The 23,186-nt window shown below is 67.9% G+C and carries 24 protein-coding genes and 1 tRNA gene; 16 read left to right on the forward strand and 9 right to left on the reverse strand.

The genetic code is table 11. The features are described from left to right. The first annotated feature begins 9 nt into the window (after window positions 1–9). The gene (locus ACE3QP_RS00235; RefSeq protein ID WP_374432633.1) at window positions 10–477 is read left to right on the forward strand and encodes a ClpXP protease specificity-enhancing factor; all 468 of its coding nucleotides are present in this window, start codon (window positions 10–12) and stop codon (window positions 475–477) included. 28 nt (window positions 478–505) lie between these two features. Further along, window positions 506–581, forward strand: a tRNA-Thr gene (locus ACE3QP_RS00240). A 2-nt stretch (window positions 582–583) separates the two neighbouring features. Here ACE3QP_RS00240 and ACE3QP_RS00245 read toward each other — a convergent pair. Beyond that, window positions 584–904, reverse strand: a complete 321-nt coding sequence (locus ACE3QP_RS00245; protein WP_198111323.1) for a hypothetical protein — start codon at window positions 902–904, stop codon at window positions 584–586. Between the two features lie 138 nt (window positions 905–1,042). On the opposite strand from ACE3QP_RS00245, the gene secA reads away from it, so the two are divergent. Together secA and argJ are read left to right on the forward strand one after the other, a co-directional pair. Next, complete coding sequence (gene secA / locus ACE3QP_RS00250; protein WP_374432634.1) at window positions 1,043–3,781, forward strand: preprotein translocase subunit SecA; 2,739 nt, start codon at window positions 1,043–1,045, stop codon at window positions 3,779–3,781. A 169-nt stretch (window positions 3,782–3,950) separates the two neighbouring features. Continuing rightward, window positions 3,951–5,177 (forward strand): bifunctional glutamate N-acetyltransferase/amino-acid acetyltransferase ArgJ, encoded by a 1,227-nt coding sequence (gene argJ, locus ACE3QP_RS00255; protein ID WP_374432636.1) that lies wholly within the window; start codon window positions 3,951–3,953, stop codon window positions 5,175–5,177. On the opposite strand, the gene ACE3QP_RS00260 is transcribed toward argJ, so the two are convergent. Continuing rightward, a complete protein-coding gene (locus tag ACE3QP_RS00260; RefSeq protein ID WP_374432638.1) occupies window positions 5,174–6,415 on the reverse strand; it encodes a hypothetical protein in 1,242 nt (413 codons plus the stop codon). The two genes, argJ and ACE3QP_RS00260, sit on opposite strands and share 4 nt — an antisense overlap. 52 nt (window positions 6,416–6,467) lie before the next feature. Here ACE3QP_RS00260 and ACE3QP_RS00265 point away from each other — a divergent pair, with 52 nt between their 5' ends. Further along, window positions 6,468–7,670: an SAM-dependent methyltransferase gene (locus tag ACE3QP_RS00265; RefSeq protein ID WP_374432640.1), complete on the forward strand. Its 1,203-nt coding sequence runs from the start codon at window positions 6,468–6,470 to the stop codon at window positions 7,668–7,670. Between the two features lie 275 nt (window positions 7,671–7,945). Here ACE3QP_RS00265 and ACE3QP_RS00270 read toward each other — a convergent pair whose 3' ends face one another. Genes ACE3QP_RS00270 through ACE3QP_RS00285 form a run of 4 tightly spaced genes read right to left on the reverse strand, consistent with a single transcriptional unit; the run spans window position 7,946 to window position 12,366 of the window. Next, window positions 7,946–8,389: a hypothetical protein gene (locus ACE3QP_RS00270; RefSeq protein ID WP_374432642.1), complete on the reverse strand. Its 444-nt coding sequence runs from the start codon at window positions 8,387–8,389 to the stop codon at window positions 7,946–7,948. After that, window positions 8,382–9,611 carry a hypothetical protein gene (locus ACE3QP_RS00275; protein ID WP_374432643.1) on the reverse strand — a complete coding sequence of 410 codons (1,230 nt, stop codon included), beginning with the start codon at window positions 9,609–9,611 and terminating at the stop codon, window positions 8,382–8,384. The genes ACE3QP_RS00270 and ACE3QP_RS00275 overlap by 8 nt, the downstream gene beginning before the upstream one ends. Then, entirely contained in the window at window positions 9,611–11,974 is a 2,364-nt protein-coding gene (locus ACE3QP_RS00280; protein WP_374432645.1) for a TonB-dependent receptor, read from the reverse strand. The genes ACE3QP_RS00275 and ACE3QP_RS00280 overlap by 1 nt, the downstream gene beginning before the upstream one ends. Window positions 11,975–12,027: 53 nt before the next feature. Further along, window positions 12,028–12,366, reverse strand: coding sequence for a hypothetical protein (locus ACE3QP_RS00285; protein ID WP_374432647.1), 339 nt, complete (start codon window positions 12,364–12,366; stop codon window positions 12,028–12,030). Between the two features lie 197 nt (window positions 12,367–12,563). On the opposite strand from ACE3QP_RS00285, the gene coxB reads away from it, so the two are divergent. From coxB to ACE3QP_RS00315, 6 genes are read left to right on the forward strand one after another with little or no spacing between them, the layout of a single operon-like run. Beyond that, complete coding sequence (coxB, locus tag ACE3QP_RS00290) at window positions 12,564–13,748, forward strand: cytochrome c oxidase subunit II (RefSeq protein WP_374432650.1); 1,185 nt, start codon at window positions 12,564–12,566, stop codon at window positions 13,746–13,748. A gap of 17 nt (window positions 13,749–13,765) precedes the next feature. Next, window positions 13,766–15,391: a cytochrome c oxidase subunit I gene (ctaD, locus tag ACE3QP_RS00295; RefSeq protein WP_374432651.1), complete on the forward strand. Its 1,626-nt coding sequence runs from the start codon at window positions 13,766–13,768 to the stop codon at window positions 15,389–15,391. Then, a complete protein-coding gene (locus ACE3QP_RS00300) occupies window positions 15,391–15,495 on the forward strand; it encodes a cytochrome oxidase small assembly protein (RefSeq protein ID WP_374432652.1) in 105 nt (34 codons plus the stop codon). The genes ctaD and ACE3QP_RS00300 overlap by 1 nt, the downstream gene beginning before the upstream one ends. A gap of 5 nt (window positions 15,496–15,500) precedes the next feature. Further along, a complete protein-coding gene (locus ACE3QP_RS00305) occupies window positions 15,501–16,055 on the forward strand; it encodes a cytochrome c oxidase assembly protein (RefSeq protein WP_374432654.1) in 555 nt (184 codons plus the stop codon). A 3-nt stretch (window positions 16,056–16,058) separates the two neighbouring features. Further along, entirely contained in the window at window positions 16,059–16,295 is a 237-nt protein-coding gene (locus ACE3QP_RS00310) for a DUF2970 domain-containing protein (protein WP_374432655.1), read from the forward strand. A gap of 47 nt (window positions 16,296–16,342) precedes the next feature. After that, window positions 16,343–17,221 carry a cytochrome c oxidase subunit 3 gene (locus ACE3QP_RS00315; protein WP_374432656.1) on the forward strand — a complete coding sequence of 293 codons (879 nt, stop codon included), beginning with the start codon at window positions 16,343–16,345 and terminating at the stop codon, window positions 17,219–17,221. Window positions 17,222–17,284: 63 nt separating this feature from the next. On the opposite strand, the gene ACE3QP_RS00320 is transcribed toward ACE3QP_RS00315, so the two are convergent. Continuing rightward, window positions 17,285–17,500: a DUF2909 domain-containing protein gene (locus ACE3QP_RS00320; RefSeq protein WP_374432659.1), complete on the reverse strand. Its 216-nt coding sequence runs from the start codon at window positions 17,498–17,500 to the stop codon at window positions 17,285–17,287. Window positions 17,501–17,516: 16 nt separating this feature from the next. Between ACE3QP_RS00320 and ACE3QP_RS00325 the strand changes: the two genes are divergently transcribed. Genes ACE3QP_RS00325 through ACE3QP_RS00345 form a run of 5 tightly spaced genes read left to right on the forward strand, consistent with a single transcriptional unit; the run spans window position 17,517 to window position 21,494 of the window. Further along, on the forward strand, window positions 17,517–18,224 hold the full coding sequence (locus tag ACE3QP_RS00325; RefSeq protein WP_374432660.1) for an SURF1 family protein: 708 nt from the start codon (window positions 17,517–17,519) through the stop codon (window positions 18,222–18,224). Continuing rightward, entirely contained in the window at window positions 18,181–18,879 is a 699-nt protein-coding gene (locus ACE3QP_RS00330) for an SCO family protein (RefSeq protein WP_374432662.1), read from the forward strand. The genes ACE3QP_RS00325 and ACE3QP_RS00330 overlap by 44 nt, the downstream gene beginning before the upstream one ends. After that, window positions 18,876–19,997: a heme A synthase gene (locus ACE3QP_RS00335; protein ID WP_374432663.1), complete on the forward strand. Its 1,122-nt coding sequence runs from the start codon at window positions 18,876–18,878 to the stop codon at window positions 19,995–19,997. Before ACE3QP_RS00330 ends, ACE3QP_RS00335 begins: the two co-directional genes overlap by 4 nt. Further along, complete coding sequence (cyoE, locus tag ACE3QP_RS00340) at window positions 19,994–20,908, forward strand: heme o synthase (RefSeq protein WP_374432665.1); 915 nt, start codon at window positions 19,994–19,996, stop codon at window positions 20,906–20,908. The genes ACE3QP_RS00335 and cyoE overlap by 4 nt, the downstream gene beginning before the upstream one ends. Further along, a complete protein-coding gene (locus tag ACE3QP_RS00345) occupies window positions 20,886–21,494 on the forward strand; it encodes an SCO family protein (protein WP_374432667.1) in 609 nt (202 codons plus the stop codon). Before cyoE ends, ACE3QP_RS00345 begins: the two co-directional genes overlap by 23 nt. Window positions 21,495–21,543: 49 nt before the next feature. On the opposite strand, the gene rpoH is transcribed toward ACE3QP_RS00345, so the two are convergent. Together rpoH and ACE3QP_RS00355 are read right to left on the reverse strand one after the other, a co-directional pair. Further along, window positions 21,544–22,464: an RNA polymerase sigma factor RpoH gene (rpoH, locus tag ACE3QP_RS00350; protein ID WP_374432669.1), complete on the reverse strand. Its 921-nt coding sequence runs from the start codon at window positions 22,462–22,464 to the stop codon at window positions 21,544–21,546. Window positions 22,465–22,573: 109 nt separating this feature from the next. After that, window positions 22,574–23,068: a chemotaxis protein CheW gene (locus tag ACE3QP_RS00355; RefSeq protein ID WP_198111344.1), complete on the reverse strand. Its 495-nt coding sequence runs from the start codon at window positions 23,066–23,068 to the stop codon at window positions 22,574–22,576. Window positions 23,069–23,186 lie beyond the last annotated feature (118 nt).

Consider the following 23,186-nt stretch of genomic DNA (forward strand, 5'->3'; position numbering starts at 1 on the left):
CGGCCGACGATGCAAGAGACGCCCGACGATCTGCCCTCGACACGGCCCTATCTGATCCGCGCGCTGCACGAGTGGTGCTGCGACAACGGCTTCACGCCCTACCTGGCCGTGCAGCTGGGTGTCGGCGTGCGCGTGCCCATGGAGTTTGTGCGCGATGGGCAGATCACACTGAACGTCGGTCTGGAGGCCACGCAAGGCCTGCAGATCGGCAATGAGTGGATCGAGTTCAAGGCCCGCTTCGGCGGCGTGGCGCGCGAGGTGCAGGTGCCCGTGGGTCAGGTGCTGGCGATCTACGCCCGCGAGAACGGCCAGGGCATGGCCTTTCCGGCGCCAGAAGCGCCCGCGGAGGCCGGCCAGGAACCCGAAGCGCCCGCGCTGCGCTTGGCGCCTCAGCTAAGCAAAGGCGCCGAGAAAAGCGGTGACAATCCGCCGCCCGAAGACCCGGGGCCGCGCCCGACCCTGAAACGGGTCAAGTAAGCGCACCAGGCCTGCCGCGCAGGCCTTAGCCGGCTTAGCTCAGTTGGTAGAGCACCCGCCTTGTAAGCGGAAGGTCGTCCGTTCGATTCGGACAGCCGGCACCACATCACGCCATCACGCGGATGCGCAAGTTCTCTTCAGGCCCGTAGCGCTCCTTGAGCAGCATCTCCAGATGGGGCTTGAGCTGGCGCAGTTTGGCGGCCGCGGCGGCATTGCGCACCAGCAGGCTCCAGCCCTCGGCATCCAATGGGCCGGGCAGCAGGGCGCCATGCAGACTGCGCGGCACGGCGGCCTTTACGCATTCCAACCGGGCTCGCGAGCCGGCCATCAACTCGCCCAGGTGCACGAGCTGGTTGCTGGCGCGCAAGGCCTGACCGACCGTCAACGGGGCCGGAACGCTGGGCTTGACTCGGCGCGGCTGGACCATGGGATCAGTGTAGGGGCCGCTGCTAACATCGCGCGCTTTGCCCGAGCCCCGTGCCGGGTTTGCCGCCCTTGTGAAGCGGCGTTCCGCCCCAAACTGGCGCGGCTTGCCGAACCGGCACCCCTAGAACAGCGATCACCCATGTTGCCCAAGCTCCTCACCTCCATCTTTGGTAGCCGCAATGAGCGCCTGCTGCGTCAGTACCGCAAGACGGTGCAGGCCATCAACGCGCTGGAGCCCCAGATCGAGGCCTTGAGCGACGAGGCGCTGCGTGCCAAGACTGCCGAGTTCAAGCAGCGGGTGGCCGCTGGGGAAAGCCTGGACAACCTGCTGACCGAAGCCTTTGCCGTGTGCCGCGAGGGTAGCAAGCGCGTGCTCAAGATGCGCCACTTCGATGTGCAGCTGATCGGCGGCATGGTGCTCCATGCAGGCAAGATCGCCGAAATGCGCACCGGTGAAGGCAAGACCCTGATGGCCACGCTGCCGGTCTACCTGAATGCGCTGACGGGCAAGGGCGTGCATGTGGTGACGGTGAACGACTACCTCGCCCGTCGCGACGCCGAATGGATGGGCAAGCTGTACAACTTCCTGGGTCTGACGGTCGGCATCAACCAGAGCCATGTGCCGCGCGAGACCAAGCAGGAGGCCTACAACGCCGACATCACCTACGGCACGAACAACGAGTACGGCTTTGACTACCTGCGCGACAACATGGTGCAGATGACCGAGGACCGCGTGCAGCGCGGCCTGGCCTATGCCATCGTGGACGAGGTGGACTCGATCCTGATCGACGAGGCGCGCACGCCGCTGATCATCTCGGGTCAGGCCGACGACCACACCGATGTCTACCTGCGAATCAACGCCATCGCACCGCAGCTGAAAAAGCAGATTGGCGAGGCCGATCCGCGCACCGGCGAAGGCGTCATCGAGCCGGGCGACTTCACGGTGGACGAGAAGTCGCACCAGATCTTCCTGACCGAGGCCGGTCACGAAAGCGCCGAGCGCCTGCTGAACCAAGCCGGGCTGCTGCCCGAGGGCGCGAGCCTCTACGACCCCAGCAACATCTCGCTGGTGCACCACCTGTACGCGTCCTTGCGCGCCCACCATGTGTTCCAGCGCGACACGCATTACGTGGTGCAGAACGGCGAAGTCATCATCGTGGACGAGTTCACCGGCCGCCTGATGACGGGCCGGCGCTGGAGCGACGGCCTGCACCAGGCCGTCGAGGCCAAGGAAGGCGTGGCCATCCAGGCCGAGAACCAGACCCTGGCCTCGATCACCTTCCAGAACTACTTCCGCATGTACGGCAAGCTGGCCGGCATGACGGGCACGGCCGACACCGAGGCCTACGAATTCCAGGAGATCTATGGCCTGGAAACGGTGGTCATCCCGCCCAACAAGCCGACCATCCGCAAGGACGAGCTGGACCTGGTCTACAAGACCACGAAGGAAAAGTACGAGGCGGTCGTCAAGGACATCCGCGCGGCGCACGAGCGGGGCCAGCCGGTGCTGGTGGGCACGACCTCGATCGAGAACTCCGAGATCGTCTCCACCTTGCTGGACAAGGCCAAACTGCCGCACAACGTGCTGAACGCGAAGCAGCACCAGCGCGAGGCCGAGATCATTGCCCAGGCCGGTCGTCCGGGTCAGATCACCATCGCCACCAACATGGCCGGTCGTGGTACCGACATCGTGTTGGGCGGCAACGTCGAGAAGCAGGTGCAGATCCTCGAAGCCGACGAGTCGATCCCCGCCGCCGAGAAGGAAGCGCGCATCCGCAAGCTGCACGACGAATGGCAGGGTCTGCATGAGCAGGTCAAGGCCGCCGGGGGTTTGCGCGTGGTCTCGACCGAGCGCCATGAGAGCCGCCGCATCGACAACCAGCTGCGTGGCCGTTCGGGCCGCCAGGGCGACCCGGGTGCATCGCGCTTCTACCTCTCGCTGGACGATCCGCTGATGCGCATCTTTGCCGGTGAGCGCGTCAAGGCCATCATGGAGCGCCTGAAGATGCCCGATGGCGAGGCCATCGAGGCCGGCATCGTCAGCCGTTCGCTGGAGAGTGCGCAGCGCAAGGTCGAGGCGCGCAACTTCGACATCCGCAAGCAGCTGCTGGAGTACGACGACGTTGCCAATGACCAGCGCAAGGTCATCTACCAGCAGCGCAACGACATCCTCGAAGCCGCCGACCTGATGCCGCAGATCACGCATCTGCGTGAGGGCGCCATCACCGACGTGGTGCGGGCCCATGTGCCGCCCGAGAGCCTGGAAGAGCAGTGGGATCTGCCCGGTCTGCAGCGCGTGCTGAAGGACGAGTGGCAGCTGGACCTGGACCTGCTGGGCATGACCCAGGCCTCGGACTCGATCACCGACGAGGACATCCTCGCCAAGGTCATCCAGACCGCGCATCAGGCCTTCAACGCCAAGGTCGAGGCCATCGGCGCCGATCAGTTCATGCCCTTCGTGCGCATGGTGCTGCTGCAGAGCATCGACCACCGCTGGCGCGAGCACCTGGCGGCGCTGGACTACCTGCGCCAGGGCATCCATCTGCGCGGCTATGCGCAGAAGAACCCCAAACAGGAGTACAAGCGCGAGGCCTTCGAGCTGTTCGCCCAGTTGCTGGATGCCGTGAAGCTGGAAGTGACACGCGTGCTGATGAACGTGCGCATCCAGACCGAGGCCGAGGCCCAGGCCGCTGCTGAGGCCGCGGCCCGTGCGGCGGCCGCCGAAGCGCCGCGCAACATGACCTACACGCATCCGAACGAGGACGGCTCGGTCTCGCAGGAAGCCGAGCCGAACCAGTATGCCGGCGTTGGTCGCAACGATCCCTGCCCCTGCGGCAGCGGGCAGAAGTTCAAGTTCTGCCACGGAAAGCTGGCTTGACCCCCCCCCCCGAAGCGGCCCAAGGGGCCGCCTCCGCCCAGGGGGCGGCACCAGCGGCCCGGCGGAGCCGGTTCCGCGGTGCCACTGGATCTCCTTTGACTTCTTCTGACCTGGCCGCCCGATGGCGGCCTTGTCGTTTCTAGAATCCGCGGCCCCTCAGGAGTCCACCATGCCCGTCGATCTGCAAGCCCCCAATCCTGCCGACCTCTTGCCCGTGCCGGGGGTGCGCATCGGCTCCACCATGGCGGGCATCCGCAAGCCGGGGCGGCGGGATCTGTCGGTGTGGTTGCTGGATGAAGGCGCGGCCGTGGGCGGCGTGTTCACGCAGAACCGCTACTGCGCCGCTCCCGTGCAGCTGTGCCGCGAGCACCTGCAGCGCCCGGGCATCCGGGCCTTTCTGATCAACACCGGTAATGCCAATGCCGGCACCGGTGCCGATGGCTTGGCGCGTGCCAAGCGCAGCTGCGTGGCGCTGGCGGCCCGTTTGGGCGTCCAGCCCGAGCAGGTGCTGCCGTTCTCTACCGGCGTGATCATGGAAACCCTGCCGGTCGAGCGCATCGAGGCCGGGCTGGACGCCGCGATTGCCGCCGCTGCCCCCGCGCAGTGGTTCGAGGCTGCCCAGGCCATCATGACCACGGACACCCTGCCCAAGGCGGCCTCGCGCACGATCGAGATCGAGGGCCGCCCGGTCACCCTGTCCGGCATCGCCAAGGGCGCCGGCATGATCCGTCCCAATATGGCGACCATGCTGGGCTTCATCGCCACCGATGCCTGTGTTGACCCCGGCCTGTTGAACGCGCTGGCGCGCGAGGCGGCCGATGCCAGCTTCAACCGCATCACCGTCGACGGCGACACCAGCACCAACGACAGTTTCGTCGTGGTGGCCACGCAGAAGGCCGGCCATGCGCCCATCACGGACCTGAACAGCCCCGCCGGCCAGGCGCTGCGCACCGCACTGAACGACCTGGCCGTGCAGCTGGCCCAGGCCATCGTGCGCGACGGCGAGGGCGCCACCAAGTTCATCCGCGTGCAGATCGACGGCGGGCGCGACGAAGCCGAGTGCCGCCTGGCGGCCTATGCCATCGCCCACTCGCCCCTGGTCAAGACGGCCTTTTTCGCTTCCGACCCCAACCTTGGCCGCATCCTCGCTGCGGTGGGCTACGCCGGTATTGCCGATCTGGACCAGAACCGCATTGAGATGCACCTGGGCGACGTGCATGTGGTGACCCAGGGCGGCCGCCACCCTGCCTACGTGGAGGCCGAGGCCGCCAAGGTCATGGCCGGCAGCGACATCTTGGTGCGCGTGCACCTCGGCCGTGGCGCGGCCAGCAGCACGGTTTGGACCTGCGACTTCAGCGAAGACTACGTCCGCATCAACGCGGACTATCGGTCCTAAAAGTCCACCGCGCGGGTCTTCCAGCCGCGCGCCACCATGGTGGCGTTGACGATCTGGGCTTCCTCGCGCGTGCCGAAGGGCCAGACCGCGGCGCGCCAGCCTTGCGGGGTCTCAAACACCTCGGCCTGCAGCAGCGCGGCGTCGCTGACGATCGTCCTCACATGGGTGCGCATGCGCTCCAGCTGGGCTTCTGCCTCGGCCTTGTTGGCAAAGCCAGGGCTCACCAGGGCCACTTGCGGGCCGGCCGCGGCACTCTGCAGGCGCAACTGCTCGGGCGTGGCGGCGCCGCGGTAGGGTGCACTGGCGCCAGCAGGCGGGCTGGCTGGGCTGCTGGCGGGTGCGGCGCTCACGGGGTTGCTGGGCGCGTTGGCCTTGCCCTGCAGCACTTCGCGAGGGCTGCGGCGCACGGGCCCAAGGCGCGGCCGGATGTCGGGAATGCCGGAGGCGGCCTCCGAGGCCGGCTCCGAGGCCGCCTCCGGAGCGACGGCCGAGGCGGGCATCGACGCAGCTTCGGCCGGTGCTGCCGCGCTGGCCGATGCCGCACTGGCCGGGGCTGAGGCGGGCAAGGAGGCCGAAGCCGCCGCTGAGGCGGCGCTGGCGGCGGGAGCAGGGGCGGGGGCCTGGGCTGTGCCGGCGGGCCAGAGCAGCCAGGCCAGCGCCAGGGCCGCAAAGGCCGCCAAGGCTCCCGCAATCGCCAGGCGCGGCCGCTCCCAGTGGCGGGTGCTGCCCAGCACGGCCAAGCGGCCCTGGTGCTCGCCCACCAGCACGCGCAGGCGTTCGCCCTGGTGGTCGACGGCGGCGGCCACCAGCCAGCGTTCGGTGGGCCAGGCGCCGGGGCAGGCCTCGGCCAGCGCGCTGTCCACCTCCACGCGGCGCTGCGGCCATTCCGAGCCATCGTCGAGCGGCTGGTGCCAGGCATGCAGGGCGGCAAAGGCGGCCACGCGGCGCGGTTTCAAGCCTTCGATGAAGGTTTCGCTGAACACAGGCCAGGGTCCGCTGCCGCGCGCCTGGCGGCGCGTCCAGTTCGGCAGCTGCCAGCGTGGTCGCGGCTCCACCAGGGTGGGCGCCTCGCTGGCCGCTGCATCGAGCGAGGGCTCCTGCGCCTGCGCGGCCTTCATGAAGGGCAGCGCCACCCAGCCCACGCTGTGCACCGCTTCCGCGCCGATGCGCGCCGCCAGCGGGTGACGGTTGTGCCAGGCGCAGACGGCGGCCTGGATGTCCTCAAGCGGCAAGGGCATGGTGGGCGGCAGGTGGGGAAGGGGGGATGCTACGGCGCGGACAATTCAGCCCATGAGTGAACAGGATCTGGCGCTGGAGCGCTTTTGGCAGTTGTGTGCACCGGCGCTGCACGAGGACGCGGGCTTGGAGCTTCAGCTCAGTGCCCCCACGGCCCAGGCGGGCGACCTGCAGCGCCTGCTGCTGCGCCCGGTGCAGCTGAAGCAGGGCCGAGCGCTGCAGTTGGTGTTCCGCCATGCCACCAAGGACATCACCCGCAACCTCAGCCCCGACGAGGCGCTGGCGGTGCTGCAGGCGCATCTGGGCCCGCTGCTGCGGGCGGCGCGCCTGCAGGGCGCGGCGGGGCATTGGCAGCTGGACTTCAACCGCAAGGGCCGCGCTCGCCTGGTGCAGCACGCGAAAGGTTCTGCGCCGGTCGCCGCGGCGCCCGCCCACAACCGCGAGAAGCCGCGCTGGCTGCACCTGGAAGCGCCCGTCTGGCAGGCCCTGGGCCTGGCGCAGATCGGTCGTGGCGGCGAGGTCGAGCTGGTGCCGGCGATGGCGCGCAAGTGGCGGCAGATCAACCACTTCGTCGAGATCTTCGATGCCGGTCTGCGCGCCGCCGGCCTCCATCCGGGCCAGCCCGTGCGTGTGGCCGACTTCGGCTGCGGCAAGGCCTACCTGACGTTTGCGGTGCACGAGCATCTGCAGCGTGGCGGCTGGCTGCCGCAGGTGCGCGGCGTGGAGCTGCGCCAGGAGCTGGTCGATCAGACCGAGGCCATCGCGCGCCGCTTGGGGCTGGAAGGATTGAGCTTCAGCCAGGGTGACGTAGGCCATGAGCAGGTGCTGCCCCTCGACGTGATGATCGCCCTGCACGCCTGCGACACCGCCACCGACCACGCGCTGCACCACGGCCTGCGTGCCGGAGCGCGCCTGATCCTCAGCGCCCCCTGCTGCCACAAGCAGCTGCGCGGCCAGCTGCAGCCGCCGGGCGTGCTGCGCCCGCTCTTCAAGCACGGTGTGCACCTGGGCCAGGAGGCCGAAATGCTGACTGACGGCCTGCGCGCGCTGCTGCTGGAAAGCCAGGGCTACGACACCCAGGTGTTCGAGTTCATCGCCCTGGAGCACACGCAGAAGAACAAGATGATCCAGGCCGTGCGCCGGGCGCAGCCCAGCCCGGAGCGCCAGCAGCAGGCCGCCGAGCAGGCGCGGGCGCTGAAGGATTTCTGGGGCGTGCGCGAGCAGGCGCTGGAGCGCTTGCTGGTGGGCCAGACCTGAGCAAAACGCTGGCCTGCCCCGGGGATGCGGCCCCGGGGCAAGCACAGCGGCCACCATGGACTCGCCCTTTGACGCGGATGCGTGGGGCTGCGAGACCGGCAGTGGCGCAATCGACGATTGCGGCGTCGATGGACAGACGCAGGCCGGCCCGCGGCGCAGCGCCAGGGCTTGCCGCGGCCCTGCAGAAACCTGCTGGGGGCTGCGCGTCGTCATGGGGCGGCAGTTTCGCGATCGGGCTCGGGCCCCAAGCGCGGAGAACCGCCGCCATGCCGGCGCTACTTACTGGCTGGCTTTCCGCGTGCTTTTTCCAGCGCCTGCAGCTGCGCGCTGCTGGGCTGCCCCAGGGCGAACAGCGGCGTCTGGCCCGGACGCAGCAGCGCCAGATAGGGCGTGATGCCCTTCCACTGCGGGTTCACGGCATGGCGCAGGGCCAGCTCATGGCCCTCGAAGCGCCAGCGGCGCTCGGCCGGCAGCGGGTGGGTCTCCTCGCCGTCGTCCGTCAGCACCAGCCACAGCGGCATGTCGGGGTGCTGGCGGCGCAGGCCGGCCACCACGGCGGGGCAGTTGCCGCAGTAGGTGGCGCTGAAGACCAGCCAGGTGGGGCCCTGCACCTGCTGCTGCAGTTGCTGAAAGGTCTGCGGGCCGAAGGCTTCCTCGGCGGCGGTGCAGGGTAGGGTGGGCAGCGCGAGGGCCAGCGCCAAGAGGAGTGCTTTACGCATGGACTTCAAGGACGCGCACGCCCTGGGTGTCGCGCCACACGGCCCACAGCTGCTCGCCGTGGCGCAGCAGGCGCGGGTGGTCGTTGGGGTGGGGGCTCTGGGCCAGTTCCAGGGCCTGCCAGCGGCGGCCATCATCCTTCGAAACCAGCGCCTGCAGCCGGGTCTGGCGGCCGTCGAACTGGCGCCAGACCAGGGCCACCCGGCGGCCGGCACTGATCAGGTCCGCATGCTCGGCCTCGGGCAGAGCGCGCGGGGTGTCATGTAAGCGGTCGGTCGGGCGCCCTGATTCATCCAGCCGACCCAGGCGCACCGCGGGTTCGCCGGCGCGCTGGCCGTACCAGCAGGCATGCCAGCCGCCATCGGCCGCGGCGGCCAGGCCGGGGCCGTGGTGCGGGCAGGCGTCAATCGCCCAGCGGTCCAGACTGGCGCGCACGGGGGCACTGCCATCCAGCCAGGCAAAGGCGTGGTCGCGCTCATGAGCAAACGAAGGGCCGCTCCCGAGTTTGCTCACCCCCTCGGGGGGCGGACGACGCGCGGCGTCGGCCTGGGGGCGTTCATCGGGCTCGAACACATGGCGCCACAGCGCGGCCAGGCGGCCATCCGCCGCGGGGCTGAAGGCGATGCGGCAGCACTCGCAGGCATGGTCGGCCAGCTTGATGTCCGGGCCGAAGCTGGCGCCGCCGTCCGTGCTGACATTGCGGTACACCGCCGCGCCGCGGTAGGGCTGGCCTGCGGCCTTGGCGGCTTCCAGGTCGCGCTTGTCGATCCAGGCCAGGTGCAGATTCCCCTTGCCATCAAAGGCCATGGCCTGGAAACGGTGCGTGATGGGCTGGCGGTCCTGATGCACCGTGACTGCGGCAGCGAAGCGGGCGCCGCCGTCGACCGATCGCAGCAGGCGCACGTCGCCTGTGTAGGGCTTCAGACCGGCGCGCACGTAGCTGAGCAGCACCAGCCCGTCGGCGCCGAAGAGCAGGCGCGGCGTGGCCTCACCATCGGCGGCCACGCGGTCCTCGCCCACGTCCAGGCCTTGGCCTTCCTCCAATGGGCCGGCGCCTTGGCGCAGGCGCAGCCGGCCGGCGCGGTCCAGCCCGGCCAGCCAGAGTCTGCCGGCGGGATCGAAGGCGGCCGTGGTGGCCAGTTGCGGACGCGGGGTCTTCTGCGCCCAAGCGGGGGCCAGCAGGCCGGCCGCGCCGGCGAGCAGGGCGTTTCGTCGGTTCAGCATCACAAGCTCCAGCGCAGTTCGGCCAGCAGGGTGCGGCCGGGATAGGGGTGGCTCTGATAGGCGCGCTGGTCCAGCGCGTTGTTCAGGCCCAGGGCGAGTTCGATGCCGTGGTCCAGCTGCCAGCCGCCGCGCAGGTCCACCAGGGTGTGGGCGGAGATGCCGCCATAGACATCGCTGTTGAAGTCGGTGTTGTTGCTGGTGCCATAGCTGCGGCTGCTGTGGCGCAGGCCCAGCGACGCAAAGGGTTGGCTCTGCAGGGCACGCCAGCGGTAGCTGGCGAGCAGATTGGCCCGAACCTTGGGGATGCGCGGCCACTGCTTACCCACCTGGGCGGGGTCGCGCCGGTTGGCGCGCACCACGGCGTCGGCCAGGGTCAGGTTCGCGTCCAGGCTCAGGCCCTTGATCCCGAAGTTCTGCGCCTGCCACACCAGCTCCAGCGCCTGCGTGCGCACGCGGTCCACGTTCGAGACGCGGGTGACTGCCGGGAACACCGTGGCATCGCTCTGGCGCAGGATGGCGTCGCGCACCTGGTCGTTCACCAGCGCGATGCGCAGCTTGTGGCCGGCCTCGGGCTGCCATTCGGCGCTGAGCTCCAGCACATCGCCGCGCTCGGCGCGCAGTTCGGGGTCGCTGAGGGTCTGGCTGGTGGCGCTGAAACTGGCGTTGTAGAGCTCCTCCACATTCGGGAAGCGGACGCCGCGGCCGGCGCTGAGCTTCAGCAGCCAGTCGTCCGAAACCGTCCAGGCCAAGGTGGCTTTCGGCGATTCGCCCTGCAAGCGGCGCTCGGCATAGGCCAGGCTGCGCAGGAACTGGCCATCGGCCTGTTGCTCGCAGCGAATGCCGGCCTCGGCGCGGCAGCTCGCGGCGCGCAGCAGCTGCTCGCCGTCGAAGGCGCGGAAGCGCTCGCTGCGCCAGCCGAGGGTCAGGGTCCAGTCGGGGTCGAAGGCCCAGGCGTCCTGGGCGTAGAGCGAGGCGACCTCGGTGCGGCCGCGGTAGGCCTGGTTCAGCGTCGTGCCCTCGATGCGCCAGTCGCTGCTGGCGTAGGTCGGGCTGTCGAGCCGGTAGCGGTTGTGGTGCGCGCCCAGGGCCACGCGATGGGCCGTGCCGCGCCACAGGGCTTGCAGCTCCAGCGTGCCCCAGCCGGTGCCGTCGCGCCGGGTCACGGAGCCGGGGCCGCCTTCGCTGAAGGCGCGTGGGTCGGGCAGGGTGGCCTGGTGGGCGCGGTCCCGGTCAATCTCGTAGCCCGATGCCACCAGCGATGCATTCCAGCCAGCCGCCGGCTGGGTCTTGAGCGATAGGCCCCATTGCTGATGCTGCTCCGCGCGGGTGCTGGGCGCGAAGGCGCTGCTGGGGATGACAAAGCCGCGCTCGGGGTTCGTGGCGTCGCGCACCGCGCCGGCCCAGATCGTCTGCCCCTGCGCGTCGCGCAGGAAGCTACGGTTGTGGGCGTCGCTGTGCTGCTTCCAGCCCGCCCACATCAGGCTGGCACGCCAGCGGCTGCCCAGTGGCGCGCCCAGCTTGAGCTTGGCGGTGGCTTGCTCGGTGTGGTCGTAGGCACCGGCGTTGGCGCCGAACACGGCGCGCGGCTGGCCGTTGGGGTCAAGGTCGTACTGGATGCCGTGCACGGCCACGGCATTGGCTGCGGGCTGGCTCCATCCTTTGGTCCCGGCCAGCAGATTGAAGTACTGCATGGGCTGCGAGTCCGCCACCTGGTGGTTCAGGCTCAAGCTGGCCCAGAGGCCGGACTGCCAGCGCTGCGCCAGGTAGGCACTGGCCTGCTGGCTGCCCAGGCGGTCGCGCTGGCCGTAGAGCGTGAAGCCCTGCTCGTGGCGGCTCAGGCGCGCGGCGGCCTCGAAGCGCAGCGGTTCGCGCTCCGTCACCAGGGCCGTGGCGCCGATGGAATTGCCCGGCAGCAGGGCCGAGAAGGGCCCCTGCAGCAGGTCCACGCGGGCGATCGCCTCGGGCGTCAGCATGTTCCAGCGCGGGGCATCGAAGCGGCCGAGGAAGTTGGAGATCAGATAGCCGTCCACATAGGCCAGCGCGCGCGAGGGCTGCAGGGTGCCGAAGCTGCGTCCGCCGAGCAGGGCATTGCGGTCGCCCACATAGCGTTTGCGCACGGTCAGCCCCGGCAGCTGGGCCAGAGCGTCCTCGGGGTTGATGAGGTTTTGCAGGCGCAGCTCCTCGGCGCTTCGGCCGCTGAGATTGCCGGGCACATCGGTGGGCAATTGCGCGCGCAAGGCGCGGCCGAGCAGCACCACGGTTTCGAGTTGGGCATCGCTGGCCACGCCTTGGGCGCAGGCAACGGAGTGGGCGGCCAGGGCCGCGCTGAGTGCGAGCAGTCGCACCCTGAAATGGGAGTTCATGGAGATTCAGGCAGCAGTGAAGGGCGCCGGCCCCTACAGGGCGGCGAGCGGCTTCAAGCGGCCTGAGGAGGGGCGCGGGCCGGCGGCCGCAGCCGGGGCTGGGCCTGGCTGGGAGTGGCCGCCGCCGGCGCGACCAGCACCGGGCGCAAGCCGGGCGGTGGCAGCAGCAGGACGGGGCTGGGCGGGGCGCCAAGGGCTTGATCGAGCGCGCCGCAGGAGGCGCAGTGCTCGAACCAGCCGGCCATTGCGCGCGGGCTTTCGCCATCGGGGCTGCGGCACACGCCCACCAGCGGATCCACCGGCCCCAGCGCCAGACTGATCGCAGGCGCCAGCAGGCCCATCCAGAGGATGAACACCAGCAGGTAGCGAGGCAGGCGGCGAATGGGCTTCATGAGGGCCGGCCGATTCTAGGAACCTGGGGTGAACCCGCACTTGTTCTGTATCAAGGCGTCAAAGTGCGATTTGCGCCTGCGCATAGAATGCGCCGCCTTTTTGGCCGCACCCTTGCTGGGGTGACGGCCTTGCGTCCGTGGCCCCCAAAGCAAGCCGCCTCGGCGCGACCCGCAGCAACCGGAGTCGAAACGCAGACATGAACAACGCACACAAAATCCTGCAGGGCCTCGGGCGCTTGGCGCAAGCCGGCCTGGCCCTGACGACCCTGGTGGGGGCGCATGCCGCCCTGGCCGTGAACGACCTGCCCGGCGGCCCGGCGGTCAACCAGATCAATCTGCATCCGCCGGTGACCAAGATCGCCGCCGATCAGATGTGGCTCCACAACATGATGCTGTGGATCTGCACCGGCATCTTTGTGGCGGTGTTCGGGGTGATGTTCTACTCGATCTTCAAGCACCGCAAATCGCGCGGTGCCAAGCCGGCCAACTTCCATGAGTCGGTGGCGGTCGAGATTGCCTGGACCATCGTGCCCTTCATCATCGTCATCGCGATGGCTCTGCCGGCCACCAAGGTGGTGGTGGCCATGAAGGACACCACCAATGCCGACATCACCATCAAGGCCACCGGCTACCAGTGGAAGTGGGGCTACGACTACCTGAACGGTGAAGGCAAGGGCATCGGCTTCCTCTCCACCCTGGATTCGGCCCAGCGCCAGCAGAGCGATAGCGGCAAGCCCGAGCAGGTGGACAACTACCTGCTGAAGGTGGACGAGCCGCTGGTGGTGCCGGTGGACAAGAAGATCCGCATCATCACCACCGCCAACGACGTGATCCACGCCTGGATGGTGCCGGCCTTCGGCGTCAAGCAGGATGCGATCCCCGGCTTCGTGCGCGACACCTGGTTCCGTGCCGAGAAGGTCGGTGACTTCTACGGCCAGTGCGCCGAACTGTGCGGCAAGGAGCACGCCTACATGCCCATCCACGTGAAGGTGCTGTCGGCTGCCGAATACACCGCCTGGGTGGACAAGAAGCTCAAGGAAGCCGCGGCCAAGGCCGACGACCCGAGCAAGGAATGGAAGCTTGAAGAGCTGATCGCCCGTGGCGAGAAGGTCTATGCCGCCAACTGCGCCGCCTGCCACCGTGCGGACGGCAAGGGCGCCGGCCCGATCAAGCCCCTGGACGGCTCTGCCGTGGTGCAGGACGCCGACAAGTCCAAGCAGATGACCATTCTGCTGAACGGCGCCGCCAATGGGGCGATGCCGGCTTGGAAGCAGCTCAGCGACACCGAGCTGGCCGCCGTCATCACCTACACCAAGAACAACTGGTCCAACAAGACGGGTCAGATCGTGCAGCCGGCCGAGATGGCCGCTGCCCGCAAGTGATCTGAGAAGGAACCACCATGAGCGCAGTGCTTGATCACCACGGCCACGGCCACGATCACCACGATGACCACCACCACGCCCCCACGGGCTGGCGCCGTTGGGTCTTCGCCACCAACCACAAGGACATCGGCACCCTGTACCTGCTGTTCGCCTTCACCATGCTGATGGTGGGCGGCGTGCTGGCCCTGCTGATCCGTGCCGAGCTGTACCAGCCCGGCCTGCAGTTCTTCAACCCCGAACGCTTCAACCAGTTCACGACCATGCACGGTCTGATCATGGTGTTCGGCGCCATCATGCCGGCCTTCGTGGGCTTCGCGAACTGGATGATTCCGCTGCAGATCGGTGCATCGGACATGGCCTTCGCGCGGATGAACAACTTCAGCTTCTGGCTGATGATCCCCGCGGCCATCATGCTGGTCTCGTCCTTCTTCATGCCCGGTGGCGCGCCCGCCGCGGGCTGGACCCTGTACGCGCCGCTGACCCTGCAGATGGGCCCGTCGATGGATGCCGGCATCTTCGCGATGCACATCCTGGGCGCTTCGTCCATCATGGGTTCGATCAACATCATCGTCACCATCCTGAACATGCGCGCCCCGGGCATGACGCTGATGAAGATGCCGATGTTTGCCTGGACCTGGCTGATCACCGCCTACCTGCTGATCGCCGTGATGCCGGTTCTTGCCGGCGCCATCACGATGACGCTGACCGACCGCCACTTCGGCACCACCTTCTTCAACCCGGCCGGCGGCGGCGACCCGGTGATGTACCAGCACATCTTCTGGTTCTTCGGTCACCCCGAGGTCTACATCATGATCTTGCCGGCCTTCGGCATCGTCAGCCAGATCGTGCCGGCCTTCGCCCGCAAGCGCCTGTTCGGCTACGCCTCGATGGTCTATGCGACCGCCTCGATCGCGATCCTGAGCTTCATCGTCTGGGCTCACCACATGTTCGCCACCGGCATGCCGGTGACGGGTCAGCTGTTCTTCATGTACGCGACCATGCTGATCGCCGTGCCCACGGGCGTGAAGATCTTCAACTGGCTGGCGACGATGTGGCGCGGCTCGATGACCTTCGAGACCCCGATGCTCTGGGCGGTGGGTTTCATTTTCGTGTTCACGATGGGCGGCTTCACCGGCCTGATCTGCGCCATGGCGCCGATCGACATCCAGATCCAGGACACCTACTACGTGGTGGCGCACTTCCACTACGTGCTGGTGGCCGGCTCGCTGTTCGCGCTGTTCGCCGGCGTGTACTACTGGGGCCCGAAGTGGAGCGGCGTGATGTATTCGGAGTTCCTCGGCAAGGTCCACTTCTGGGGCTCGCTGATCTTCTTCAACATCACCTTCTTCCCCATGCACTTCCTCGGCCTGGCCGGCATGCCGCGCCGCTACGCCGACTACCCGCTGCAATTCGCGGACTTCAATGCGATTGCCTCGGTGGGCGCGTTCGGCTTCGGTCTGATGCAGGTGTTCTTCTTCCTGGCCATCTGCGTGCCGATGCTGCGTGGCAAGGGCCAGCCGGCTCCGCAAAAGCCCTGGGAAGCGGCCGAAGGCCTGGAATGGGAAGTGCCCTCGCCGGCGCCTTTCCACACTTTCGAGACCCCGCCCAAGCTGGACGCCACCGCCACCAAGGTGATCGGCTGATGAGCCCTGAGCAGCAGAAGGCCAACCGTCGTCTCGGTCTGATCCTGTTCAGCGTGGCGCTGGCCTTTGGCGTGGGCTTCATGATCAAGATGATCTATTTCTGATCGCCATGACGTCCTGGGTCGCCAAGATTCGCCACGCCAACCGCCAGCTGCTGTTCAAGCTGGCGGTGGTCAGCCTGCTGATGTTCGGCTTCGGCTATGCGCTGGTGCCCATGTACCGCGCCATTTGCGAGGCTTTGGGCATCAATGTGCTGTCGCTGGCCGAGCGCAAGGAGCAGGCCAAGAACACCCAGGTGGACACGACCCGCACCATCCTGGTGGAGTTCGATGCCAATGCGCGCGGCCCCTGGGACTTCAAGCCGGCGATCAGTCAGATGAAGGTCCATCCGGGCGAGATGGCGACGGTGATGTACACCTTCCGCAATCGTCAGGAGCGTGCCATGGCGGCGCAGGCGATTCCTAGCTACGCCCCCAAGCAGGCCGGTGCGCACTTCAACAAGTTGGAGTGCTTCTGCTTCAACGAGTACACCTTGCAGGCCGGTGAAAGCAAGGAATGGCCGGTCGTCTTCGTGGTGGACCCCAAGCTGCCCAAGGACGTCCACACGATCACCTTGTCCTACACCTTCTTCGAGGTGCCGGGCAAGAAGTTGGCGGGGCTCTGAGGCGTGAAGCCGGGCGAAGAGTTGAAGCAGGTCGCAGCACGGCCGCTGTCCTTCGGGCAGACGATCCGCGCCGTGGCCTGGAGTTTTTTCGGTGTGCGCAAGGGCTCCGAGCATGAGGCCGACATGGCCAAGCTCAACCCGGTGCACGTCATCATTGCCGGTGTGATCGGCGCAGCGCTGTTCGTGCTGCTGCTGGTCCTGCTGGTGCGATGGGTGATCAGTTCCGGCGTGGCCGGCTGAGCACCCGCAGCAAGAGTCAGAGAAGAACCGTTCGAGGAGAACCTTAGATGGCAGCAGCAACCCCCGGGGCCGCGCCCCATTACTTCGTGCCCGGTCCGTCGCGCCACCCGGTGATGGCGGCGATCGGCCTGTTCTTCGTGATCCTGGGCGCGGGCCAGTGGGTCAACGACCACGCCTGGGGCGCCTATTCCCTGGTCTTCGGCCTGCTCTGGTGGGCCTTCGTGCTCAAGCAGTGGTTTGGCGATGCCATCCGCGAGAGCGAGGGCGGCCTGTACAGCGACCGCATCGATCTCAGCTTCCGCTGGAGCATGGGCTGGTTCATCTTCTCGGAGGTGATGTTCTTCGCTGCCTTCTTCGGTGCGCTCTACTGGGCCCGGGTGCACTCGGTGCCGATGCTGGGCAACGCCGAGCACGCGCTGCTGTGGCCGGACTTCAAGGCCCTGTGGCCCAGCACCGGCGGAGGCACCGCCTCGCCGGCCGGCACCATCGACGCCTTCTCGACCATCGGCCCCTGGCCGCTGCCGACCGTCAACACCGCGCTGCTGCTGACCTCGGGTGTGACGCTGACGATCGCGCATCACGCGCTCATCGCCGGCGACCGTGCCAAGACCATCAAGTTCATGTGGGTGACGGTGCTGCTGGGCATCACCTTCCTGTTCGTGCAGGGCTATGAGTACGCACACGCCTACCGCGACCTGAACCTGAAGCTGAGCTCGGGCATCTTCGGCTCGACCTTCTTCATGCTGACCGGCTTCCACGGCTTCCACGTCTTCGTGGGCATGCTGATGCTGCTGTTCATCACCCTGCGCCTGCAAAAGGGCCACTTCACGCCGCAGCGTCACTTCGGCTTCGAAGGCGCGGCCTGGTACTGGCACTTCGTGGACGTGGTCTGGCTGGGTCTGTACGTCGTCGTCTACTGGATGTAATTCAGAGGCTGACAAGCAAAAGGCGCCGCAATCGCGGCGCCTTTTTTCATGATCTGGGGTCGTCTAACGCCCCAGCGGACGGGGTTGGATCCAACCCATCTTCCAGGCCAGCAGGATGAACAGAAATAGCGCGATCGAAAGGCCGACTCGCACTGCCAGGGCGCGCGCCATGTGCTTGGAGGCGTCGTGCTTGGCCTGGGGCCGCTTGAGCATGAAGATGCCGGCGGCCGCGAGCGCGCCGAGGATGCCGATGAAGGCGGTCAGAAAGAGCCAGTTCATGGAGGCACTGTAGGACATGCGGGCAGAGCGATGGCTGCTCGGCGCGCTGGCCCTGCTGGGGGCTGGCCTCACGGGTTCATTGGGCCTGTGGCAGCTGGACCGGGCGCAGCAGAAGCTGGCCCTGCAGGCCGAAGAGCAGGCCGCCGAGCGCCTGCCGGTGTTGACCAACGCGGAGCTGTCGCCGCGAACCGAGCCGGCCGGCCCACGCCGCCTGGCCCGGCTGCGCGGGCGCTGGCTGCCCGAGCAGCAGATCTGGCTGGACAACCGCCCCCACGATCGGCGCAACGGCACCCTGCTGCTGACCCCGCTGCAATTGGAAGGGCGGCCGGAGCTCATCTGGGTGCAGCGCGGCTGGCAGGAGCGCGCGCCTGGCCTGCACCAGGTGCCCCCCTGGCCCGCCACACCCGGCGGCGTGGTGGAGGTGCTGGGGCAGTTGCGGCCACAGGCCTCGCAGGTGAAAGCCTTTGGGGCGGAGTCGTCCGGCCCGCTCCGGCAAAATCTCGACCTTTCCGCCAGCACAGCCCAGCTCGGACGTCCCGTCCTGCCCTGGGTCCTCTGGCAGACCGGCCCGGACTGCGCACCCCTGCGCTGCGACTGGCCGGCCCCGGACAGCGGGGTTCACAAGCATTGGGGCTATGCCGCGCAATGGTTTGCGCTGGCGGCGCTCATCCTGGGTTTGTATGTCTGGTTCCAATTTCTCAAACCAGCCCGCGCCGGTCGATGACCCGGCGCAGCTGACGGTGCATGGGCTCGGTGCGGTCGAGGCGCTGACGCAGGCGGAGCGCACGCGGCGTGGCCGCTGGATGATGGGCTGGGTGGTGTTCCTGTGCGCCCTGCCGGTGATCGCCAGCTACTTCACCTTCTACGTCGTGCAGCCGCGCGGCAAGGCCTATGGCGAGCTGATCACGCCGACGCGCGACCTGCCTGCCGATCTGGCGCCGCGCACGCTGGCCGGCCAAGCGGTGGCGGTGGAATCTCTGCGCGGGCAGTGGTTGCTGATCGTGGTGGATGGCGGCTCCTGCGTGGGCGACTGCGAGAAGCGCCTTTTCATGCAGCGCCAGCTGCGCGAGATGCTGGGCAAGGAACGCGACAAGCTCGACAAGCTCTGGCTCATCAGTGATGAGGCGCCGGTTTCCGACAGCCTGCGCCAGGCGCTCGAGACGACGCCGGCGATGCAGCTGCTGCGGGTCGATGGCGCCGCGCTGGCGCGCTGGCTCAGCCCCGCCGAGGGGCAGGCCCTGACGGCGCATCTCTACCTGGTCGACCCACTGGGGCGGTGGATGTGGCGCAGCCCGGCCCAGCCCGACCCCACGCGGGTCAAGAAGGATCTAGGCCTGCTGATGAAGGCCAATTCCGGCTGGGATCGGCCCGGGCGATGACGACCGGTGTCGACTGGTCGCCCATCCTGCAGCTGCTGCTGCTGGGCCTGGCCCTGGGTTGTCTGCCGCTGCTCGTCTGGGTGGCGCGCTCGCGCGGCCGCAGCGCGCCGCAGCGCTTGCGCGCCTTGCTGCTGCTGACTCTGTTCCTGAGCTTCGACCTGGTGGTGTTCGGGGCCTTCACGCGTCTGTCCGATTCCGGTCTCGGCTGCCCCGACTGGCCGGGCTGCTATGGCGAGCTCAGCCCCTTGGGTGCCCGCGCAGAGATCGCCGCCGAGCAGGCCGAGCGCCCGCATGGTCCGGTGACCCATGGCAAGGCCTGGGTTGAAATGGTGCACCGCTACTGGGCCAGCGCGGTGGGTTTCCTGATCGTGGTTAGCTTGGTGCTGGCCTGGATGTGGCGCCGCGAGCTCGGTGCACGCGCCTGGCAACTCGCTTTGCTCACCCTCGGCTGGGTGGTGTTGCAAGGGGCCTTCGGTGCGCTGACGGTGACGATGAAGCTGTTCCCGGCCATCGTCACCCTGCATTTGCTGGGCGGCTTGGGCCTGTTGGTGTGCCTGCTGCTGCAGGTGGAGCGCTTGCGGCCGCAACCCTTGGTGCTGCCCCCGTCCTTACGGGCTGGGCTGGGCCTGGCCCTGCTGGCGCTGCTGCTGCAAATCATGCTGGGCGGTTGGGTCAGCACCAATTACGCGGTGCTGGTGTGCCGCGACTTTCCGACCTGCCAGCAAAGCTGGTGGCCCGAGATGGACTTTGCGGCCGGCTTCACGCTCTGGCGTGCGCTGGGCCAGACCGGCGATGGCGCCTGGTTGGGGCTGCCAGCGCTGACGGCGATCCACATGGCGCATCGTCTGGGCGCATTGCTGCTCAGCGCCGTGCTGCTCGTGCTGGTGCGGGCGCTTTGGCGGCGGGCACCGGGGCATGCGCGGGCGCTGCTGGCCCTGCTGGCGCTGCAACTGCTCTCCGGAGTATCGAACGTCGTGCTGGGCTGGCCGCTGCTGGCTGCGCTGGCGCACACCGCGGGCGCGGCCGGGTTGACGATGCTGCTGGTGAGCCTGGCCTGCCGGGCCCAGGCGGCTCCGCGGGCGCGGCCGCAGGCGGCGGGAATTGAGGTGTGTGCATGAATGCTTCTACGAGCAGCCCCGCGGTGGGCCTTTCGGTCTGGCGCCAGTACAGCGCATTGACCAAGCCCCGGGTGGTGCAGCTGATCGTGTTCTGCGCCCTGATCGGCATGGCCCTGGCGGTGCCTGGCCTGCCCAGCCGTGGCGAGTTGGGCGTGATGCTGGCCGCCTGCCTGGGCATCTGGCTGGTGGCTGCTGCTGCGGCGGCCTTCAACTGCCTGATCGAACAACGCATCGACGCCCGCATGAAGCGCACGGCCTGGCGGCCGACGGCACGCGGCGAACTCAGCCCGCGCCAGGCGCTGGTGTTCTCGGCCCTGTTGTGCAGTGCCGGTGCGGCGGTGCTGGCGGTCTGGGTCAACTGGCTGACGCTCTGGCTCACGCTGGCCACCTTTGTCGGCTATGCGGTGGTCTACACCGTCTGGCTCAAGCCCACGACGCCACAGAACATCGTCATCGGGGGGGCCTCCGGTGCCATGCCACCCGTGCTCGGGTGGGCTGCGCTGCGGGGTGAGGTCGGGGCCGAGGCCTGGCTGATGTGCCTGATCATCTTCCTGTGGACGCCGCCGCACTTCTGGGCCCTGGCCCTGTACCGCGTGGAGGACTACGCCCGCGCCGGCCTGCCCATGCTGCCGGTGACGCATGGCAACGCCTACACGCGGCTGCAGGTGCTGCTCTATACCTGGATCCTGCTCGCCGCCACCTTGTTGCCGTATTTGATCGGCATGAGTGGCTGGCTTTACCTGGTGGCAGCGCTGCTGCTGGGCCTGCGCTTTTGCTGGTTCGGCTGGCAGCTGTGGCGCCAGTACTCGGATGACCTGGCCCGCCGCACCTTCTGGTTCTCGATCTGGTACCTAACCCTGCTGTTTGCTGCTCTGATGGTGGATCACTATGTCGCACCCTGGCTCTATTGATCGCCGCAGCCTGCTGGGCCTGGTGGGGCTTTCGACCCTGGCGGGCTGCCAGCCCAGCTCAGCGCCCAGCTTCAAGGGGGTGGATCTGACCGGCGTCAGCTATGCCCAGAAGCTGGAGCTGCTAGACGCCGACGGGCGACTGCGCAGCCTGGCCGACTTCAAGGGCAAGGCCGTGGTGCTCTTCTTCGGCTACACGCAGTGCCCGGACGTCTGCCCGGCCACCCTGGGTGAGCTGCGTCTCGTCAAGGAGGCCATGGGGAAGGAGGGCGAGCGGGTCGTGGGCCTGTTCGTCACTGTGGACCCCGAACGCGACACGCCGGAGTTGCTGCGCGAGTACATCGCCAACTTCGGCCCCGGCATGGTGGCCCTGCGTGGCAGCCCTGAGCAGACGCAGGCCGTGGCCAAGGAGTTCAAGGTGTTCTATGCCAAGGTGCCGAGCAAGTCCGGACCCGGCTACACCATGGACCACACGGCGGCGAGCTTCCTGTTCGACCCCGCCGGCAAGGTGCGGGTCTATCACCGCTATGGCGCCGGCCCGGAGGCGCTGCGCCACGACCTGACCCAGTTGCTGGCCGTCAAGCCCTGAGCGGGCCGCCGCACCAAGAAGCAGGGGCCCAGCGGGGCCCCTGTCACCTTCAGGCGCTTAGCGCCAACCGCATCTTCTTGAGTGCGGCCGCCTCGATCTGGCGGATGCGCTCGGCGCTGACGCCGTACTCGGCAGCCAGCTCGTGCAGGGTCTTGCCGCCACTGCTGTCGTCGTTCACTTCAAGCCAGCGGGCCTCGACGATGCGGCGGCTGCGTGGGTCGAGCCGCTCCAGGGCCTGGAGCAGGCCCTGACCGGCCATTTCATCGCGGTTGCGGCGCTCGAGCGCGCGGCTGGGTTCGTGTTGATCGTCGGCCAGATAGGCGATCGGAGCGGGCGGCGCGCCATCCTCGTCATCCACCGGGCTTTCCAGCGCCACGTCACCGCCGGCGAGACGGGTTTCCATCTCGATCACCTCTTCCGGCTTGACGTTGAGGCTGCGCGCCACTGATTCGATCTCGGCCACGCTCAACGCCTGACGCTGGGGATCATCGGCATCCGCCTTGAGGCTGTGCTTGAGCGAGCGCAGATTGAAGAACAGCTTGCGCTGTGCCTTCGTCGTGGCCACCTTCACCAGGCGCCAGTTGCGCACGATGTATTCATGGATTTCGGCCTTGATCCAGTGGATGGCGTACGAGACCAGACGCACACCTTGCTCAGGGTCGAAGCGGCGCACGGCCTTCATCAGGCCCACATTGCCTTCCTGGATCAGGTCGCCCTGGGGCAGGCCGTAGCCCAAGTACTGCCGCGAAATCGCGACCACCAGACGCAGATGCGACATCACCAGCCGTCCCGCGGCATCCAGATCGCCCTTTTCGCGCAGCAGGCGGGCGTCCTGGGCCTCTTCCTCGGCGCTCAGCATGGGCAGGGCCTGGACGGCACGGATGTAGGCATCCAGATTGCCCAGCGAAGGCACCAAGGCCCAGGGGTCGCGTACGGCCAGGGCGGTAGGGGCGGTCAAGGCAGTGGTCATTGCGGAGTTCCTCCAAACCAGAGCCACTTTGGGCTCCGACCTAAAAATATTAGCACTCTCGGATGATGAGTGCTAATCATCTGGTGGAAAGAACTGCCGACTCGGACGCCTACTCGGTCAGGCCAAATTCAGGGCTGGCCACCATGCCCTCGATATCCAGCAGGATCAGCAGGCGTTCGCCGACCTTGCCCAGGCCCGTCACGAAGCGCGAATCGATCGAGGCGGAGATTTCCGGTGCCGGCCGAATCTGGTCGGCTGGCAGCTCGAGCACATCGGACACCGAATCCACCACCATGCCCAGCACGCGATTGCCGATGTTGAGCACGATCACCACCGTGAAGGCGCTGTACTGCGCTTCGCAGTCCAGGCGGATGCGCAAATCCATGATGGGGACGATGACACCGCGCAGATTGACCACGCCCTTGACGAAGCTAGGCGCGTGGGCGATGCGGGTTGGCGCTTCGTAGGAGCGGATCTCCTGCACCTTCAAGATGTCGATGCCGTATTCCTCGCCGCCGATTCGGAAGGTGAGGAATTGCTTGCTGGGCTTGCTGCCGCCCGTGGTTTCGCCGACGGAGGACAGCACCAGTTCGGTGGAGCTCATGGTTGCAAGGGCTTCCAGTTGGGGGTGAGGGGCATTGTGCCAAGTCGGCCCCAGGGGCCGCTTGGCGCTCACCCTATCTCGCTCCGGCTTGTGCAACACGACACGCCCAGTCAATGCA

It is taken from the genome of Inhella sp., assembly GCF_041912635.1.
GTDB lineage: Bacteria > Pseudomonadota > Gammaproteobacteria > Burkholderiales > Burkholderiaceae_C > Inhella.